The organism is Neptuniibacter sp. QD37_11, from assembly GCF_047778105.1.
Taxonomy (GTDB): Bacteria; Pseudomonadota; Gammaproteobacteria; order Pseudomonadales; family Balneatricaceae; genus Neptuniibacter.
This window is the reverse complement of the sequence record NZ_CP180552.1, coordinates 1,396,089-1,413,667: the sequence shown is the minus strand read 5'-3', so window position 1 is coordinate 1,413,667 and position 17,579 is coordinate 1,396,089. Positions and strand designations below refer to the sequence as shown.

Below are 17,579 nucleotides of genomic sequence, written 5' to 3'. Positions count from 1 at the left end.
ATTCAGAGGGTTGCGATTCTAAATCCTTCCACAGTATTGTTTATAAACCACTTACGGGTCAAGAAAATACAAACAACTGTTTGTATTTCCTCTTAAAATAACGATTTAAATATACTGTTGAATTAAAACCTCAGCTATTTGAATGCTATTTAGAGCAGCACCTTTACGCACATTATCGGCAACCACCCATAAATTTATAGCATTTTCACAAGATATATCTTCGCGAATGCGACTAATGAACACTTCATCGTTTTTAGCCGCATCAGTAACAGCAGTGGCATAACCACCCTCCTCCTGATTATCGACTACTTCCACACCAGCAGAATGACCCAACAGCTCTCGCACTTCTTCAGCGCTAATTGGGTCCCAACATTCGATATGCACTGCAGCACTATGACCGAAGAAAACTGGTACGCGTACGCATGTTGGATTGACCATGACACCTTCATCACCAAGGATTTTCTGTGTCTCCCAAACCATTTTCATCTCTTCGCGGGTATAACCATTATCTTGCAAGGCATCAATCTGCGGTAACACGTTAAACGCAATCTGCTTTGGATAAACTTTGCTCTCTGGTGTTTGGGCATTTAATAGCTTAGCTGTCTGACCTGCCAACTCCTCTACACCACTCTTACCACTACCAGATACCGCCTGATAAGTTGCAACATTGATACGCTTAACCGAAGCGTGACGATGAATAGGAGCAACCGCCAACAACATCTGAATAGTAGAGCAGTTAGGGTTAGCTATAATTCCACGGTTTGGATATTCGGCAACCGCTTCAGGATTTACTTCTGGAACCACTAGCGGCACATCATAGTCGTAGCGGAAGCAGGATGTGTTATCAATAACGATACAACCCTGATCCGCAGCCATCTGCGCATAGTCTTCAGAAACCGCTGCCCCTGCTGTGAAGAAAGCTATCTGGGCCTGTGAAAAATCAAAATCTTCTATCGCTTCGACTTTATAATTTTTGTCATTGAACTGAATCTGCTTACCGGCGCTATTCTCACTTGCCACCAAATACAGATTCTCAACAGGAAATTCACGTTGCTCCAGAATTTCCAGAATTGCTTCACCCACCATGCCTGTTGCGCCAACAACAGCAACATTAAAACCTTGACTCATTTTCTTTTCCCCAAAAGCAAACCAGCCCGAACTAAGTCGGGCTGGTTGATATTCTTACTTAAAGACTGATTTATTAGTCTTCTAACAGAATTCTCAGCATGCGGCGTAGCGGTTCTGCCGCACCCCATAATAACTGGTCACCGACGCTAAACGCGTTTAGGTATTCATCACCTAGATTCATCTTACGAAGACGGCCTACAGGAACATTCAATGTGCCTGTAATTTTAGCTGGTGTAAGTTCCTGCGCAGTAATATCACGCTCGTTAGGAATAACCTTGACCCAGTCATTTGCTTCAGCCAGCATTGACTCGATCTCATCCATTGGAACATTTTGCTTCAGCTTAATCGTGAATGCTTGGCTATGGCAACGCATCGCACCGATACGTACACATGTGCCATCGATAGGGATTGGACTATCACCCAAACCTAGAATTTTGTTAGTTTCAGCAAACGCTTTCCACTCTTCACGGCTCTGACCATTATCCAGCTTAGTATCGATCCAAGGGATCAAAGAACCCGCTAGCGGCACACCAAAGTTATCAACAGGCATCGCATCGCCACGAATAGTTTCTGCAACTTGACGATCAATATCCAAGATAGCAGACGCTGGGTTAGCAAGATCTGTAGCTACAGACTCTTTGATGATACCCATCTGAGAGATCAGCTCACGCATGTGACGCGCACCGCCACCTGATGCAGCTTGGTATGTCATGGAGGTCATCCACTCAACCTGATCAGCTTTAAACAGACCGCCAAGACCCATTAACATCAAGGATACTGTGCAGTTACCACCAACGAATGTTTTAACACCGTTAGATAGACCGTCTTTGATCACATTCATGTTTACTGGATCAAGCACGATGATCGCACTGTCATCCATACGTAGAGAAGATGCAGCGTCGATCCAGTAACCTTCCCAACCAGCAGCACGCAGATCAGCGTAAACCTGTTTCGTGTAGTCACCGCCCTGACAGGAAATAATGGCATCCATCTGTTTTAGATCTTCAATAGATGTCGCATCTTTCAGCGCTGGAATGTCTTTACCAATATCTGGACCAGCCTGACCTACCTGGGATGTGGTGAAGAAGACCGGTTCTTCGATATGATCGAAATCACGTTCTTCCATCATGCGTTGCATAAGCACGGAACCCACCATTCCACGCCAGCCAACAAAACCTACACGTTTCATTAAATTCACCAAATAATCAAATATAAACAACAAAGCCGGTACCGCCATCGATACCAGCTTTCGTATACTCCGAACGCATCAGAGTTTCTCAATTATGCATTATTTCTGCATTTGAGACTATCGTAATCTACCGAGACATCAGTAGATTACGACTATTTTTCTATTATTTATTGCAGAGCAGCAACCACTGCATCGCCCATCTCAGAAGTAGACACTTTAGTCATACCTTCTGACATGATGTCAGCTGTACGTAGATTCTGATCTAGAACCTTACTTACTGCCGCTTCGATACGATCTGCAGCTTCACCCGCATCTAGAGAGTAACGCAGCATCATTGCAGCAGACAAAATAGTCGCCAATGGGTTTGCAAGGCCTTGGCCTGCAATATCAGGTGCTGAACCGTGGCACGGTTCATACATACCTTTACCATTTTCATCTAGAGATGCAGATGGCAACATGCCAATAGAACCCGTCAACATTGCAGCAGCATCAGACAAGATATCGCCAAACATGTTCCCTGTTACTACAACATCAAACTGTTTAGGCGCACGCACCAACTGCATCGCAGCGTTATCTACGTACATGTGGCTTAGTTCAACTTCCGGATATTCTTTTGCAAGATCATCCATGATTTCACGCCATAGCACAGTTACTTCTAGCACGTTAGCTTTGTCTACAGAACATAGACGCTTATCACGAGCCATTGCAGCTTCAAATGCAACACGACCAATACGACGGATCTCATTCTCATCGTAAACGTAAGTGTTATAACCTTCGCGAACACCACCCTCTTTTTCACGGATACCACGCGGCTGACCGAAGTAGATACCACCCGTCAATTCACGAACAATCAAAATATCCAAACCAGATACTACTTCTGGCTTTAAGGTAGATGCGTGAGCAAGTTGAGGGTAAAGAATTGCAGGACGCAAGTTACCAAATAACTCTAGCTGAGAACGGATACCCAATAGACCTTTTTCTGGACGAATCTGGAAATCAGGGTTCGTATCCCACTTAGGACCACCTACAGCACCCAGTAGAATCGCATCAGACGCTTTCGCAGCTTCTAGAGTTGCTTCTGGCAGTGGTACGCCAGCAGCATCAATTGCAGCGCCACCCACGTCAGCTTCGCTGAACTCAAGACCTAGATTGTCTTGCTCGTTAACCAATTCTAAAACGCGGCGTGCTTCTGTAACGATCTCAGGACCGATGCCGTCACCCGGCAAAATCAAAACATTTTTAGACATTCTTATAACCTTCCCGATTGCCTCATACAGAGGCTTTTATCTAATTCTTAAATTCGATTACTTGATTGCGTCAAACAACCAAGGCGCAGACTGACGACGCTTCTCTTCGTAAGCCTTAATATCATCCGCATGCTGCAATGTAAGACCGATATCGTCTAAACCATTTAGCAAGCAGTGCTTACGGAAATCATCAATTTCAAAAGCCATCTCTTCACCAGAAGGCGTCTTAACAACCTGATTCTCAAGATCAACTGTTAGCTCGTAACCTTCAGATGCGGCTACTTCTTTAAACAACTGATCAACTTGCTCTTCACTCAAAATGATTGGCAACAAACCATTCTTGAAACAGTTGTTATAAAAGATCTCAGCAAAGCTTGGCGCGATAACAGAACGGATACCAAAATCATCTAAAGCCCAAGGCGCGTGTTCACGACTAGACCCACAACCGAAGTTTTCACGTGCCAATAGAACGCTTGTGCCTTTATAACGCGGCAAGTTCAAAACGAACTCTTCGTTTAATGGACGCCCCGTACACTCTTGGTCTGGCTGACCTTCATCTAGATAGCGCAGTTCATCAAACAAGTTCTTACCGAAACCAGAACGTTTGATGGATTTCAAAAACTGCTTTGGAATAATCATATCGGTATCAACATTGGCACGATCCAATGGAGCTGCGATACCTGTGTGCAAAGTAAATTTGTTCATGTCGCTCTCCCGATACCTTACTTAATCAACTCACGTACATCGATAAAGTGACCTGTTACTGCAGCAGCTGCAGCCATAGCAGGACTTACCAGATGAGTACGACCACCGAAGCCCTGACGGCCTTCGAAGTTACGGTTAGAAGTAGATGCGCAGTGCTCACCATTACCCAACTTATCTGGGTTCATTGCCAAACACATAGAGCAACCAGGCTCACGCCATTCTAGACCTGCAGCAGTGAAGATCTTATCCAAGCCTTCTTTCTCAGCTTGCTCTTTAACCAAACCAGATCCCGGTACAACCAATGCTTGAATGATGTTGTCAGCCACTTTACGGCCTTCAACTACTTTCGCAGCGTCACGTAGGTCTTCAATACGAGAGTTTGTGCAAGAACCGATGAATACACGATCAAGTTTGATATCAGTAATATTCTGATCAGCATTTAACCCCATGTATTCAAGTGCACGATTGATACCATCAATCTTAACCTGATCTGTTTCGTTAGCTGGGTTAGGTACTTGTGCAGATACACCAACAACCATCTCTGGAGATGTACCCCAAGTCACCTGAGGCTCAATATCAGCACCGTTGATAACAACGACTTCGTCGAACTTAGCATCATCGTCAGACACTAGATCTTTCCATGCTGCGACTGCCATATCCCACTGTTCACCTTTAGGTGCAAACGGGCGGCCTTCAACGTAATCCAGTGTAATCTGATCAACAGAAACCAAACCAACACGAGCACCTGCTTCAATTGCCATGTTACAAACGGTCATACGGCCTTCCATAGACATGTTACGGAAAACATCGCCACCAAACTCAATCGCATAACCCGTACCGCCTGCAGTACCGATCACACCAATCACATGCAACACAACATCTTTCGGCGTTACACCAAGGCCTAGTTCGCCATCAACGCGCACAAGCATGTTTTTCATTTTCTTAGTGATCAGGCACTGAGTTGCCAACACATGCTCAACTTCAGATGTACCAACACCATGCGCAAGCGCACCTAGAGCACCCAGCGTTGCTGTATGAGAATCACCACAAACGGCTGTCACACCAGGAAGAATTGCACCCTGTTCTGGCGCCATTACGTGAACGATACCTTGACGCTGATCGTTCATTTTAAATTCTAAAATGCCAAATTCATCACAGTTGCTATCCAGCGTTTTCACCTGAATTTTAGAAACAGGGTCTACAATCTGATCAACACCACCAGAACGCTCAGTTGTAGGTACATTGTGATCTGGAGTAGCGATGTTTGCATCGATACGCCAAGGCTGACGACCAGCCATACGAAGACCTTCAAAAGCCTGCGGAGAAGTTACTTCGTGCAGAACCTGACGGTCGATATAAATCAAAGAACTGCCGTCATCATTTGTGCGAACCAAGTGCGATTCGAACAACTTGTCATATAACGTTTTACCAGCCATGGAAGCTCACCTCACTTTATTCTTTTCATTCGCCCAACACTTCCAAAACTGCTGAGCCAACTAATTTATGCAGCAATCCTAGTGCACACTTAACTACAACACAAATTCATATTTTTTATGCTTTAGATTCCAAATAGGAATACAATAACAATTCGGAAGGTTACTGTATTAAAGAAAGAGTTACAGGAAAGAAATTTATGGATACCAATACACTGCAAGCATTCTTGGCTGTAGCTGCTACAGGTTCATTTTCAAAGGCTGCAGACCAACTCTTTCTAACCCAATCAGCCATAAGTAAGCGCGTGGCATTATTAGAAGATCAGTTAAATAGCAAACTATTTGATCGGATTGGTCGCACCGTGACAATGACGGAAGCAGGTACCGCCCTATTACCTAGAGCTAAGGATATCTTGCTGCAGCTGGATGATGCGAAAAGGCTGATTAGCAATCTAAACGCGGGCGAGATCACTGGTAATTTCAAACTAGCAGCAAGCCACCACATTAGCTTGCACAGACTTCCACCTCTATTGAAGCAATACGCAGAAGCCTGCCCAAAAGTAGAGCTCGATCTTGAATTTGCCGAATCAGAGATCGCTTATGAGGGCGTCCTTAAAGGCGACCTAGAACTCGCTTTAATCACTTTGTCGCCTGAGCCCGATGCTTCTATTCATTCGGAGATTATCTGGGATGATGTACTTAGATATGTCGTAGCGAAAGATCACCCTTTAGCAGGATGCAATACGATCAGTCTTGAGCAGCTCAATCAGGTCAACGCAATTTTGCCCGGCAGCAATACATTTACTCGAAGCCTAGTAGAAAAACTATTCCAGCAGCACTCACTCGAACTGAATGTAAGCATGTCGACAAACTACCTCGATACAATTCGAATGATGGTCAGCATTGGCCTCGGCTGGAGCCTCTTGCCCGATAGTTTAGTAAATGATGATTTATGTGTCCTTGATGTAACAGATTCAGAACCCGTTCATCGAAATCTTGGGATTATCTACCACCGCAATCGCACCTTATCGAACGCCGCAAACTATTTAGTAGAAATGCTTAGGAATGAGCGATAAGCGGATGTAAGCAAAAGCCAGTTGTAATAAGATAGTTTTCATCGAGTAAAAATCGGAGAGTTGGCTGATGGAAAATAACGGCTTATCAATCGAAGCCTTGTTAGATGCCCAGAAAGAGTATTGGAAAAAAATCACTTCCGGTGCAGAAATGCCTCAACCACAGGAATGGGCGGAGCTTTTTAGCAAAAGCCAAGAAACGCTCAAACAAGAAGCGCCTGAGCAATTTGCTCAAATGCTCGACATCCTCGGCGCTCAATCTAAGAATTTTACTCAATACGGCGAAGAGCTATTAAACCAGTACCGCAACGGTGGAGAACAACACCTCAATCAAGCAGTACATGAGTTTCAGAAGTACATGCAAAAGCAGACTGCCGATGCACTGATGCAACAATGGCAGCTGCCAGAACAGTTCGCTTCTTTATTTAAGACCCACAGCTTTCGCGACGACCTTCTCTTCGAAAACCCATTTTCCAGTGGCATGAAGAGCCTTTTAGAAACTCCTATCATTGGTACAAACCGCGAAACTCAGCAACAAATACGAGAAGCGACAAAGCTAACCATTGAATATCAAGAAGCACTGCAAGAGTATATTGAGCATTACAGTTCTATCAATCAGAACGCATCAACACAGATGCTTAATAAGCTGACGGATGCGGGTGATGAGGTATCAACACTGCAACAACTTCATGATATCTGGGTAGATGCCTATGAATCAGCGTACTCAGACACAGTTTTCACCGACGATTACCAACGCTCTCATGGCCGCATTAGTAATGCATTAATGCAGATGCGGAAGTTTGCTCAAGATGTTCGAGATGTGCATTTTCAATCGGTGGGTTTAGCGACTAGAAAAGGCCTAGACACAGCCTTACAGAGACAGCATCAGCTACGCAAAGAGATGCGTGTTAATCGCCGAGAAATGCTCGCAATGCAGCAAGAGATAACGGCATTAAAAGAACAAGCAACTGCCGACCTGATCTCCGAACTGAAGAAAGAGATCTCAGCTCTTAAGAAAGAAGTCACCGCTTTGAAAAAACAAGCTAAGGGGACTAAATGATGAACGGCTTTAATCTTGACCCTAGTGTTGTCTCTCAGGAACTTTTTGAATTTAATCGCAAGCTTCTCAAAAGCTACAATACGCTTTCGCAGCTAAAAGAAGTTGATGTCGACTCCACGCCTTATGACGTAATTTATACAGAAGATAAACTTCGTTTACGCTACTACCAAAGCCAGGGTGAGAAGCGTTGCTCTACCCCACTATTGATCTGTTATGCACTGGTTAATCGCCCTTACATGATTGACCTAGAAGCCAAACGCTCAATGCTGCAGCGTCTATTAGAGCTGGGGTTAGATGTTTACCTAATCGATTGGGGCTATCCAGATGCTGCTGATCGGTATCTTGATCTTGATGATTACATCAATGAGTACCTCAATAACTGTGTAGCAGCTACATGCGAACACGCAGGCTCCGATCAAACTAACCTTCTAGGCATATGCCAAGGCGGCACATTTAGCCTGTGCTATACAGCTTTAAATCCAGAGAAGATCAAAAACTTGATCACTATGGTGACACCGGTCGATTTTCAGACCGAAGATAACCTTCTCTATCATTTAGCAAAATATGTTGACGCTGATCTAGCCGTTGAAACCTATGGCAATATTCCAGGCAGCATGCTGAATGATTCCTATAATTCGTTAATGCCGATGCGTTTAGGCGTACAGAAAAACTTGGGTATGCCTAACCAGTTAGAAAATCGTGAAAGCGCCCTAAGCTTTTTACGAATGGAAAAGTGGATTTACGATAGCCCTGATCAAGCAGGCGAGGCCTTCCGCCAATTTATTACTCAGTTTTTTCAGCAAAACAAGTTGATAAAAGGTGAAGCGATGATCGGCGATAAACAAGTCAACCTAGGCAACATCAAGCAACCAGTCCTCAATGTATTTGGCAGCTTCGATCATTTAGTACCACCTAAAGCCTCTACAGCATTAGCCGAGCATGTAAAAACCAATGATTACACAGAGCTGGAAGTAAAAGGTGGGCACATCGGTGTTTTCGTTTCTGGGAAATCACAAACCCAAGTAGCACCTGCTATCGTAGATTGGCTATCAGAACGGGACTAATCCCCCGTTCTCTCCTATTCCCCACTTTTTTGCCTGTATTAGTAATTTTCACCTCATTAAGCGTGATTTTTTTCTTTCTCAGAAAGAAATTGTCGACTAAAATCCGCGTCAAAATATAGTAGTCCTCACTTGGAGCTAACCACCTTGGCGACTAATGACAAAATTAAGCTACAGGGCTTTAACAATCTAACTAAAAGTTTGAGTTTCTGTATCTATGACGTCTGCTATGCGCAAACACCCGAGCAAAAAGCGGAATACATCGAGTACATCGATGAACAATATAGTGCCGATCGTTTAACAGAAATTTTAAGCGAATGTTGTGACATTATTGGTGCAAATATTTTAAATGTTGCACGACAAGATTATGACCCGCAAGGGGCTAGCGTTACGATTCTAGTTGCTGAGGAACCAATTAAAGATTCGGAAGCTGTAGATACTACAGAAAAGCCAGGCCCTATGCCGGATTCTGTTGTAGCTCACTTAGATAAGAGTCATATCTGTGTACACACTTATCCTGAAGCTCACCCCGATGATGGTATTTGCACCTTCCGTGCAGATATCGAAGTGTCGACGTGTGGCATCATCTCGCCACTAAAAGCGCTGAACTACCTTATTCACCGTCTAGAGTCCGACATCGTGACGGTTGATTATCGTGTTCGCGGATTTACTCGCGATATTCATGGCATCAAGCACTATATCGACCATGATATTAACTCTATTCAGAATTTCTTCACGTCCGATATTCATGATCATTATCAAATGCTTGATGTGAATGTTTATCAGGAAAATATCTTTCACACTAAGATGATGCTGAAAGATGTAGATTTGAATACTTATCTCTTTGGTACCACAAAAGAGGAGCTTCCAGAAGCGGAAGTTCAACAGATCACTGAACGGTTATCTAAAGAGATGAATGAAATTTTTTATGGCCGTAATATGCCAGATATGAAGTAATATTCATTCAAAATAAAAAAGGCCGCTTAGCGGCCTTTTTTATTACTTATCTTTCTGTGCTTCAGATGTCGGTGATTGCTGCGTTTGATGTTCAGGCCCTTCACCTGGCTTGAACATTCCCCACATCTGCATATTTTGATCCGCGATGCGGTTCATCATAGTTAGTGGATTCGCTGCGCCCATCATCGTTTGCATTTGATCTCGAATTCGATCTTGATGCTCAAGGAAGGAAGCAATACTTTGCTCTAGGTACTGACTCATCATGCCTTGCATACTATCCCCATAGAAACGGATCAATTGCTGCAATACTTGATTGGTCAATAAAGTGCCATGCCCTTGTGCTTCTTGTTCACTAATGATCTGCAACAAAATATTTCTTGTTAGATCATTCCCAGTTTTTGAATCTTCAACTTTAAAGGCTTCACCATTGAGTACCAATTGCTTAACATCATCTAACGTGACGTAACAGCTTCGCGAGGTATCGTACAAACGGCGATTTGTATATTTTCTTAGAATACGCAATGTACTTTTCTCTCTCGTATCATTCCCTTGGTTTTAACTGATCACTTCACCTTGATCAGTCTTTTTTATTATCAGAGCTACCATAGCCCGAGGTCATAAGACCCATCATTATTTTTTGCAGTGCTTCCATAGAACCGAGGCCACTGTTTAGGTAAGGCTTGAACAACGTCAATGGATCATACCCTTCCGCACCAGCATCCATCTGTTCAGTGATCTTATCCATCATATCTTGCTGAAATTTCTGCACATCTGGCAAACCCAGAACTTTACGCAGTTCTTCCGGCGACATATCAATATCGATTTTGAACTTCACACCCCGACTCCTTAAGCAAGCAGAATAATACCCTAATCCTATAGTAAAAATTCGGCGGTGCAAAATTTTCAAATCAATACTTTTGCTGCGCTTTTCCACGAAAATAGTTTTTAGATGCCAGAAGTTAGCCTCTTAAGCTCTCTTAACAAACCAGAAGTACATCATAATTATGTAAGACAAAGACACAACGAAACACTGACAAACCACTTAAACTTCATTAGTACAGTTTAGCCCCCCCCCATAGATAGCGGTCTTGAAAGGTTTTCTAAACTTGGACATAGACTTACTGATAGAAATAACCAAGAACGGTTAAAGGCTAAGACAGATTTTTTATTCAAAATGATTAGCTGAAGACTGTTTATATTAAGTTTTTTAGCAAAGAGAAACGTAAGCCTAAAGAATAATAAGAAGTCAGTAACATAGACCTTTTATCAAATTAGGAATTTTTCCTAATTTTTACCTGCTGTTATCTTAGTATTATTGTGCGCATAAACAAGGCCAATAATATACGCATTGCTTATGCCTAATCATGGATGTATTCAGGCTTAAAATTGACTCTTATTACAAGGATAGTAATAGATGCCTCACAGCACTCTAAACTTAATCAAAGATCTGGATAACTTAAAAATCGTTTACTACTGGACATGCCCCAATCAAGGTAAAGTCAGCCCAAACCTCCCTACCCTACTTCATGCTAGTGAATGGTTCATTTCACATAACACTGCCAAATACACAGGCATTGAAAGACGCAAAACTATGGTTGATCGTCGAAGACTGGAATCTGCAGCGATCACAGCAGAAATGGATCTAGTTTATTCTCGACGCTTAAAGCCAGAAGGCCGCCGTATCACTGATAAAGAACTGACCATTAACTTAGATCTGACTCAAGAAAAACTCAATGAATTAAAACAAGACATCCTCAACTAAGCTCATAAAAACAATTAAGAATCATTATCTTATGCAAATTAACTGTTTGAATCTAAACAGTAATACCTTTGTAGTATTTTTAAAAAATTGGAATTACCTTTCTATAGTACATAAGCACTTTTCGCCCACTATAGAGTTGCTTAAAGCCTATATAAACATATAGTTATGTAGAATTTTAGGCTCCTTGCCTTAGATAACTCAAAGCATTTACTTTGGCCTAGCCCATTGAGGTAGTTCGCATGCCATCATTTTTTCGACACGCGTCGATTGTTAACCAACTAGCCACAATTGTTTTATTGATCGTATTTGCCGTATTTACGGCTTTATCTATTTTTGTCAATCATGAAGTAGACAAAGGCTTCATAAAAAATGTCGAGCATTCACTTGACCAACAAGTTGATCAATTAGCTCAAAACATCGACTTTTTTAATGAGACCTTAAAACAGCAAACGAATCAGATTGCCGATGTTTTTATCCAGATGTTTCCCGGCGATATGCTTATCGACGAACTAAACCAAGTTGAAGTTGGTGAATTTACGGTTCCTACGCTTCTGCATGATTACGAAACTGTCACACGAAATTTCTCAAAACCTGATCAATTCACAAATATGACAGGCGGCACCGCAACCATCTTTATGCGTGTTAAAGATGATTTTTTACGTGTAAGTACATCTCTACGTAAAACAGACGGCAGTCGAGCTTTTGGCACAATGCTTGGCAAGAAACACCCTGGTTATCAAAAGCTAATTAATGGCGAAGAATATAGCGGTCCTGCACACCTATTTGGTCGCGACTATATGACCAAATATATTCCGTTTAAAGATACCCAAGGTAAGGTCATCGGTATTCTATACGTAGGCTTTGATTACACTGAGCGACTAGCCGCCTTACAAAAAACAATATCCGATCTAAAAATTGGTGAAACCGGTTTTGCCTACATCGTCAATTTGAAACAAGGTCCTCAGTTTGGTCAGTTGCTTTTACATCCATTCGCGAAAGGCAAAAATCTTACAGAGGTATCGGAAAGCGGCAACACCTTGCTTAATACAATTAGCAGTAACGACCACGGATTCACTCATATCCCTTTCACTCATGAAGATGGCAACATCAAAGACAAGTTGATTGCTTATTCTCAGGTTTCCAGCTTCAACTGGGCAATCGTTGCAGGAGCTGCAACTGAAGAGTTTCTGACTGAAAGTGAGAAGCTGCGTGTTGAGATGATACTTCTGTCCGTATTTTGCGCACTTCTGATTGCCGGTCTTCTATTCTTCACATTGAAAGTAAAACTGCAGCCGATCGATACAATTTGTAATTATATGCAAGCGATTGGACAGGGCGACCTCACTACACGCATCGACACCGACATGGGCGACGATGAAAACACCCATAACGAGATACATAAGCTAAGTCGCAGCGCTAAAAAAACCATTGCTGGGCTTCGCAAAGTAACAAGTGAATTGAATACAACTATGCACACTATCCAAAATCATTTGGGTACAGTTTCATCAGGCATTGATCGTCTAAATATTGATATAAACCGCCAACAACAAGAAACTGAGATGGTGGCTACTGCTATTTCTGAAATGACATCAACGTCTGAAGAAGTAGCAAGAAATGCAGCCACGACCGCAGAACAAACTCAGCGTGCAAACAGTGAAGCGAGTCACGGTGATGAACTTGTACAAGAAGTCGTGGGCTCGATTCAGGGCATCTCTTGTGAAGTCAATGAACTCACTAACATGATTGAACAGGTAGAAGAAAACAGTAATGCTATTGGCACAGTAATGGATGTAATCCAAAACATTGCCGAACAAACTAATCTACTTGCACTTAACGCTGCGATTGAAGCTGCTCGCGCAGGCGAAGCAGGCCGAGGTTTCTCGGTTGTAGCGGATGAAGTTCGAAACCTTGCCCAACAAACAGCCACTTCAACGACAGAGATCAGAGAGATGATCGAACGCTTGCAGGGCAATACTCGCAATGCTGTAGATCGTATGGAGCAGAGCAATACTAAGGTTCAAAACAGTGTAGAGATGACTAGCCAAGCAGGACATGCTCTAACATCGATAACCGACTCAGTCGCAAATATCTCTGATGCAAGTGCTCAAATAGCCTCCGCAGCTGAAGAGCAAACTTCGGTTAGTGAAGATATTAGCCGCAATGTAGAGAGTATCAGTACGATTGCCCAAGAAACCGCAAATTCTAGCCAACAAATGAATGCCGCTATCAACGAGCTAGGCAATGCTGGTCAAGAACTAAAACGCGTGATCGCACTATTTAAAGTGTAACTTAGCTGTTTAAACTAAAAAGGGAGCTGAATTCAGCTCCCTTTTTATTTTCGGTTCAAACTCTAACGACTATTCCCACCGCACCTCAGACGTGAACATATACCCTGCCCCATAAACCGTTTTGATAAACGCTGGTTGCTGAGGGTCTTCTTCTATCTTCTTACGTAACCTCGACATTCTTACATCGATGCTCCGATCATAAGGCACGCAATTTTCACCTAAGAGCTGATCACGCGATAGGATTTGGAAAGGATGCTTTAGCAACGCTAGCAACATATCACCCTCAGCCCGACTTAAAGATTCAGCAGGCTTATGCGCATGCTTTAGACTCAATGAATCTGGCTGATAGATCCACTGTCCAAAACGCGCTTTTGTTGGACTATCTATCAATAAATTTTTCTTTTTACGTATGCGACGCAATAGGCTCTGAACCCGAGCTACTAGTTCTCTAGGTTCAAATGGCTTAGTAATATAGTCATCAGCGCCAAATTCTAAACCTAGGATTCTGTCTGTCAGTCCATCTCGACCAGACACAATGATAACCCCTACTTCATCTTCATCGAGCTGCTTAACTAACTCCATCCCATCCATATCAGGAAGGTTAAGGTCTACTATGCAGATATCTGGTTTCGCCCAACCAATTTCCACAAGGGCTGCTTCTCCGGTTGTAAATGGTTTAGCTTGGTAGCGGAAGCTCTGTAGGGTTGTACAAATAAGTTTGCCTAAATCTTCTTCATCTTCAATTACATAGATCACTGGGGTGCTGACATCTGTCATCATCTGCTCTCCTGATTATGCTCTGTTAGGCAAGGCACTATTTTTCTTTCTAAGGTTTCTGCATCGAACGGTTTTTGAATCAAGCTATATTCAAACTCAAGTTTGGATGGCTGCTCACTGTAACCGGTCATGATCACAACAAAAGCCTTAGGGAAAATCATATTCACTGCGGTCGCGACATCATAACCTGACGCTGCTCCCGGCATCACCACATCACTTACAACGCCGGCCAGATCAGATAAACCAGTCAACATAGCTAAGGCCTCATCACCACTAGCCGCTTCAACCACGGAAAAGCCCATTGACCTTAATTGCCCACGAACCAACTGACGCACATCGGCATCGTCCTCAACTAATAAGATAAGAGAACTTTCAGTGATCTCCGACCGATCGATCCCCTCAACTATTTTTGTGGTTTGGGTTGCCCGCGGGCTCTGTTGCTCCATCGCACCTAACAACAGATCAATTCTCGCGCCTACTTGACCATGATGGTAATGAGCGCGATTTTGAATTCTGAAATAACCCTTAGATTGTTTTACAAACCCGTAAACCATACTCAAACCTAAGCCTGATCCCGCCCCCGTGCCTTTGGTAGTAAAAAATGGTTCACAAGCTTTATCTAGGGCTTCGTCACTAAAGCCTTCACCGGTATCAATCACGCTGAGTAATACGTAATCACCTGGAACTACCTCTTCGTCCCACGAAGCTTGCTGAACTTCTCTGCTATCCGAACTAACCGCTGATACCATTAAGCACAACTCTCCACCCTTAGGCATTGCATCAGCCGAGTTAAGTGCTAAATTTACCAAGGCATCTTCCATTTGAGCACTATCAACATAAACAGCAGGCAGGTTTGGTTTAATTTGAGTTCTTAGCTGAATATTTTCGGGCAGAGGTGCAGCCAATAGGCCGACTAAATCGTTGATAAGCTGTTCAGGTTGCACATAGCTAGGCTTAAGCGGCTGACGTCGCGAGAACGCTAACAAACGTTTCGTCATATCCGCCCCTCTTCGAGTCGCTCTTACTGCTGGCGTGAGATGTTGTTGCAGATGCTTAGGTAGATCGTGTTTTCCTTGTAGCTCGAGAAGATTACCAAGAATGATCGTAAGCAGGTTATTAAAATCATGGGCTAAACCACCCGACATCTGCCCAACCGCTTTCATCTTGCTCGCCTCCGCCATACGCTGCTCTACTTCACGCTCATGGGTAATATCGATAGAGAGAGTTAACATCCCTTCGACTTCTTTGCGTACGTTATAAAATGGAAGAACGGTACGACGAGTTAAAATATCTTTACCGTGATCATTCAACCGATATTCATACACCGGCGTTTCACCCAGCATAGCTTTCTCAATATAAGGCTGAAGAGCCTGATTCATCTCTTCACCGACCACGTCTTTGAAAGATTTACCAACAATCCCCTCTTTGGTCTGGTCAAACATCTCTCGGTACTGTCGGTTTGCAAACACATAACGCAGTTGGTTATCGAGGTAAGCCACCTGAGCCGGTAATGCATCTAAAATCAAACGCTGCCGGGTCTCTACTGCACGCAGTTCATCTTGCGTAGTTTGCAGGGAGTTAACCGCTTCCAATAAACGACTATTTGATTCTGACAGTTCTTTGGTGCGTTCATTCACGCGGCTATTTAGGTTGTTAATATTCCCCCGTAAGCGATCAACCATGTAGTCAAATGATTCCGCCAAGATACCTAGCTCATCATTCCGAGAGATACCGGTTTTCGCAGAAAGATCGCCACGGCTGATCTTATAAGCGGTCTGCGATAAAGATTTAATGGGAGAAGTTAGCCACTCAGCAAAGATAAACACAGCAACAATGGATGCCAACAAACCAAAAAAGCCCATGGCCATAATCCGCTGACTAATTTGAACGGAGCTTGCTTTTAAATCGTCCAGATACACCGACGAGCTGATATACCAATCAAACCCTGATAAGTGTCTTACCAACGAGAGCTTTTCGTATTCATAATGCCCTGGATCATCGGGTCTATCCCATTTGTAATACAGTTCTTTACCTGTATCTGACACAGCCATCAGATCTTGATAGATAGGTTGTCCTGTAACTGGATTTAACTGCGTTTTAAAGTTGATCCCATGAATATTGCGATTGGGATGAAATAGCATATTCCCTTGCGAATCGAACACGTAGAGATAGCCATTCTGCGCAATTTTAATATCTTTCAGCGCTCGATTTATCTCTGCTATCGCCCGCTCTTTCTGCGCGGCAACCTCGCGCTGAATATCATCAATATAAACTCCGGCCCCCATCACAAAGCCCCAATCTGGGTAATGCTTTACATAGGAATATTTATCGATCGCTTCAGTTTCGTTAAGACGGTTCCATTTGTATTTATAAAAACCAGTACCGTCGGTTAAAGCGAGAGAGAGAATGCCAGGAATAATCAGATTGCCATCAGTATCTTTTACATCCGACATATTTTGCTGATGATAAGCATCATCAGGGTGAGAGATCAGGTTAGCGTCATAATCTGAGATCCAAATATAATCGCCATTACCAAATTGAAACTTACGCAGATCTGTAAATACCTTTTCCCATATTTCCGCGTCGCTTAACCCACTTTGCCTACCATCACGCAGCGCAAGATTGATGTGGTTTTCAGCTATATCCAGCACAGACCCCAAACGCTGCTCATGAGATTTAAGGGTGTTATCTACGTAACGCTCCGTCCCTGCATACATCCGATTAGCAAGGTCATAAACGATGTTCAAAACCTGACGGTTGGAATTCAATTCAAGATTGAAAACATTCTGTTTAATCAAAGGAACGGTAAAGAAATAAATTGCGGCAAAAATGCTACCGATTAGCGCCAATAGCATTAAGAACAAGCGAATAGTAATAGGTGAACGGCGATACATCGAAT

The 17,579-nt window shown here is 43.1% G+C and carries 15 protein-coding genes; 6 read left to right on the top strand and 9 right to left on the bottom strand.

All coding sequences use genetic code 11. The features are described from left to right. Positions 1–105: 105 nt before the first annotated feature. The 5 genes from ACMXYT_RS06340 to leuC all read right to left on the bottom strand — a co-directional run bounded on the left by ACMXYT_RS06340 (position 106) and on the right by leuC (position 5,705). Entirely contained in the window at positions 106–1,128 is a 1,023-nt protein-coding gene (locus tag ACMXYT_RS06340) for an aspartate-semialdehyde dehydrogenase (protein WP_415912040.1), read from the bottom strand. A 73-nt stretch (positions 1,129–1,201) separates the two neighbouring features. Further along, entirely contained in the window at positions 1,202–2,317 is a 1,116-nt protein-coding gene (asd, locus tag ACMXYT_RS06335) for an aspartate-semialdehyde dehydrogenase (protein ID WP_415912039.1), read from the bottom strand. 167 nt (positions 2,318–2,484) lie between these two features. Further along, positions 2,485–3,564, bottom strand: a complete 1,080-nt coding sequence (gene leuB, locus ACMXYT_RS06330; RefSeq protein ID WP_415885060.1) for a 3-isopropylmalate dehydrogenase — start codon at positions 3,562–3,564, stop codon at positions 2,485–2,487. A 57-nt stretch (positions 3,565–3,621) separates the two neighbouring features. Then, positions 3,622–4,269, bottom strand: a complete 648-nt coding sequence (leuD, locus tag ACMXYT_RS06325) for a 3-isopropylmalate dehydratase small subunit (RefSeq protein ID WP_415881587.1) — start codon at positions 4,267–4,269, stop codon at positions 3,622–3,624. 17 nt (positions 4,270–4,286) lie between these two features. Next, entirely contained in the window at positions 4,287–5,705 is a 1,419-nt protein-coding gene (gene leuC / locus ACMXYT_RS06320; RefSeq protein WP_415912038.1) for a 3-isopropylmalate dehydratase large subunit, read from the bottom strand. Between the two features lie 197 nt (positions 5,706–5,902). Between leuC and ACMXYT_RS06315 the strand changes: the two genes are divergently transcribed. From ACMXYT_RS06315 to speD, 4 genes are all read left to right on the top strand, one after another. After that, a complete protein-coding gene (locus tag ACMXYT_RS06315) occupies positions 5,903–6,778 on the top strand; it encodes a LysR family transcriptional regulator (protein ID WP_415912037.1) in 876 nt (291 codons plus the stop codon). 67 nt (positions 6,779–6,845) lie between these two features. Further along, positions 6,846–7,835, top strand: coding sequence for a poly(R)-hydroxyalkanoic acid synthase subunit PhaE (locus ACMXYT_RS06310; protein WP_415900772.1), 990 nt, complete (start codon positions 6,846–6,848; stop codon positions 7,833–7,835). Next, positions 7,832–8,899, top strand: a complete 1,068-nt coding sequence (gene phaC / locus ACMXYT_RS06305) for a class III poly(R)-hydroxyalkanoic acid synthase subunit PhaC (protein WP_415881591.1) — start codon at positions 7,832–7,834, stop codon at positions 8,897–8,899. The genes ACMXYT_RS06310 and phaC overlap by 4 nt, the downstream gene beginning before the upstream one ends. 144 nt (positions 8,900–9,043) lie before the next feature. Beyond that, positions 9,044–9,853, top strand: a complete 810-nt coding sequence (speD, locus tag ACMXYT_RS06300; RefSeq protein ID WP_415895971.1) for an adenosylmethionine decarboxylase — start codon at positions 9,044–9,046, stop codon at positions 9,851–9,853. Between the two features lie 42 nt (positions 9,854–9,895). On the opposite strand, the gene phaR is transcribed toward speD, so the two are convergent. Further along, the gene (gene phaR, locus ACMXYT_RS06295; RefSeq protein ID WP_415900771.1) at positions 9,896–10,375 is read right to left on the bottom strand and encodes a polyhydroxyalkanoate synthesis repressor PhaR; all 480 of its coding nucleotides are present in this window, start codon (positions 10,373–10,375) and stop codon (positions 9,896–9,898) included. Positions 10,376–10,430: 55 nt separating this feature from the next. Continuing rightward, positions 10,431–10,688: a DUF6489 family protein gene (locus ACMXYT_RS06290; RefSeq protein ID WP_415881594.1), complete on the bottom strand. Its 258-nt coding sequence runs from the start codon at positions 10,686–10,688 to the stop codon at positions 10,431–10,433. 579 nt (positions 10,689–11,267) lie between these two features. Between ACMXYT_RS06290 and ACMXYT_RS06285 the strand changes: the two genes are divergently transcribed. Together ACMXYT_RS06285 and ACMXYT_RS06280 are read left to right on the top strand one after the other, a co-directional pair. Further along, positions 11,268–11,615 carry a hypothetical protein gene (locus tag ACMXYT_RS06285; RefSeq protein WP_415900770.1) on the top strand — a complete coding sequence of 116 codons (348 nt, stop codon included), beginning with the start codon at positions 11,268–11,270 and terminating at the stop codon, positions 11,613–11,615. Positions 11,616–11,854: 239 nt separating this feature from the next. Beyond that, complete coding sequence (locus tag ACMXYT_RS06280; RefSeq protein WP_415912036.1) at positions 11,855–13,903, top strand: methyl-accepting chemotaxis protein; 2,049 nt, start codon at positions 11,855–11,857, stop codon at positions 13,901–13,903. Between the two features lie 69 nt (positions 13,904–13,972). Here the strand turns inward: ACMXYT_RS06280 and ACMXYT_RS06275 are convergent, their stop codons facing one another. Further along, positions 13,973–14,683 (bottom strand): response regulator transcription factor, encoded by a 711-nt coding sequence (locus ACMXYT_RS06275; RefSeq protein ID WP_415900768.1) that lies wholly within the window; start codon positions 14,681–14,683, stop codon positions 13,973–13,975. Further along, positions 14,680–17,574, bottom strand: a complete 2,895-nt coding sequence (locus ACMXYT_RS06270; RefSeq protein WP_415900766.1) for a cache domain-containing protein — start codon at positions 17,572–17,574, stop codon at positions 14,680–14,682. The genes ACMXYT_RS06275 and ACMXYT_RS06270 overlap by 4 nt, the downstream gene beginning before the upstream one ends. Positions 17,575–17,579 lie beyond the last annotated feature (5 nt).

Excerpts from the sequence above, each read along its gene's own strand:
- leuD (WP_415881587.1), bottom strand. The coding sequence starts at position 4,269 with ATGAACAAATTTACTTTGCACACAGGTATCGCAGCTCCATTGGATCGT.
- ACMXYT_RS06280 (WP_415912036.1), top strand. The coding sequence starts at position 11,855 with ATGCCATCATTTTTTCGACACGCGTCGATTGTTAACCAACTAGCCACA.
- ACMXYT_RS06310 (WP_415900772.1), top strand. The coding sequence starts at position 6,846 with ATGGAAAATAACGGCTTATCAATCGAAGCCTTGTTAGATGCCCAGAAA.
- ACMXYT_RS06285 (WP_415900770.1), top strand. The coding sequence starts at position 11,268 with ATGCCTCACAGCACTCTAAACTTAATCAAAGATCTGGATAACTTAAAA.
- ACMXYT_RS06270 (WP_415900766.1), bottom strand. The coding sequence starts at position 17,574 with ATGTATCGCCGTTCACCTATTACTATTCGCTTGTTCTTAATGCTATTG.
- phaC (WP_415881591.1), top strand. The coding sequence starts at position 7,832 with ATGATGAACGGCTTTAATCTTGACCCTAGTGTTGTCTCTCAGGAACTT.
- asd (WP_415912039.1), bottom strand. The coding sequence starts at position 2,317 with ATGAAACGTGTAGGTTTTGTTGGCTGGCGTGGAATGGTGGGTTCCGTG.
- ACMXYT_RS06340 (WP_415912040.1), bottom strand. The coding sequence starts at position 1,128 with ATGAGTCAAGGTTTTAATGTTGCTGTTGTTGGCGCAACAGGCATGGTG.
- ACMXYT_RS06315 (WP_415912037.1), top strand. The coding sequence starts at position 5,903 with ATGGATACCAATACACTGCAAGCATTCTTGGCTGTAGCTGCTACAGGT.
- ACMXYT_RS06275 (WP_415900768.1), bottom strand. The coding sequence starts at position 14,683 with ATGATGACAGATGTCAGCACCCCAGTGATCTATGTAATTGAAGATGAA.
- leuB (WP_415885060.1), bottom strand. The coding sequence starts at position 3,564 with ATGTCTAAAAATGTTTTGATTTTGCCGGGTGACGGCATCGGTCCTGAG.
- leuC (WP_415912038.1), bottom strand. The coding sequence starts at position 5,705 with ATGGCTGGTAAAACGTTATATGACAAGTTGTTCGAATCGCACTTGGTT.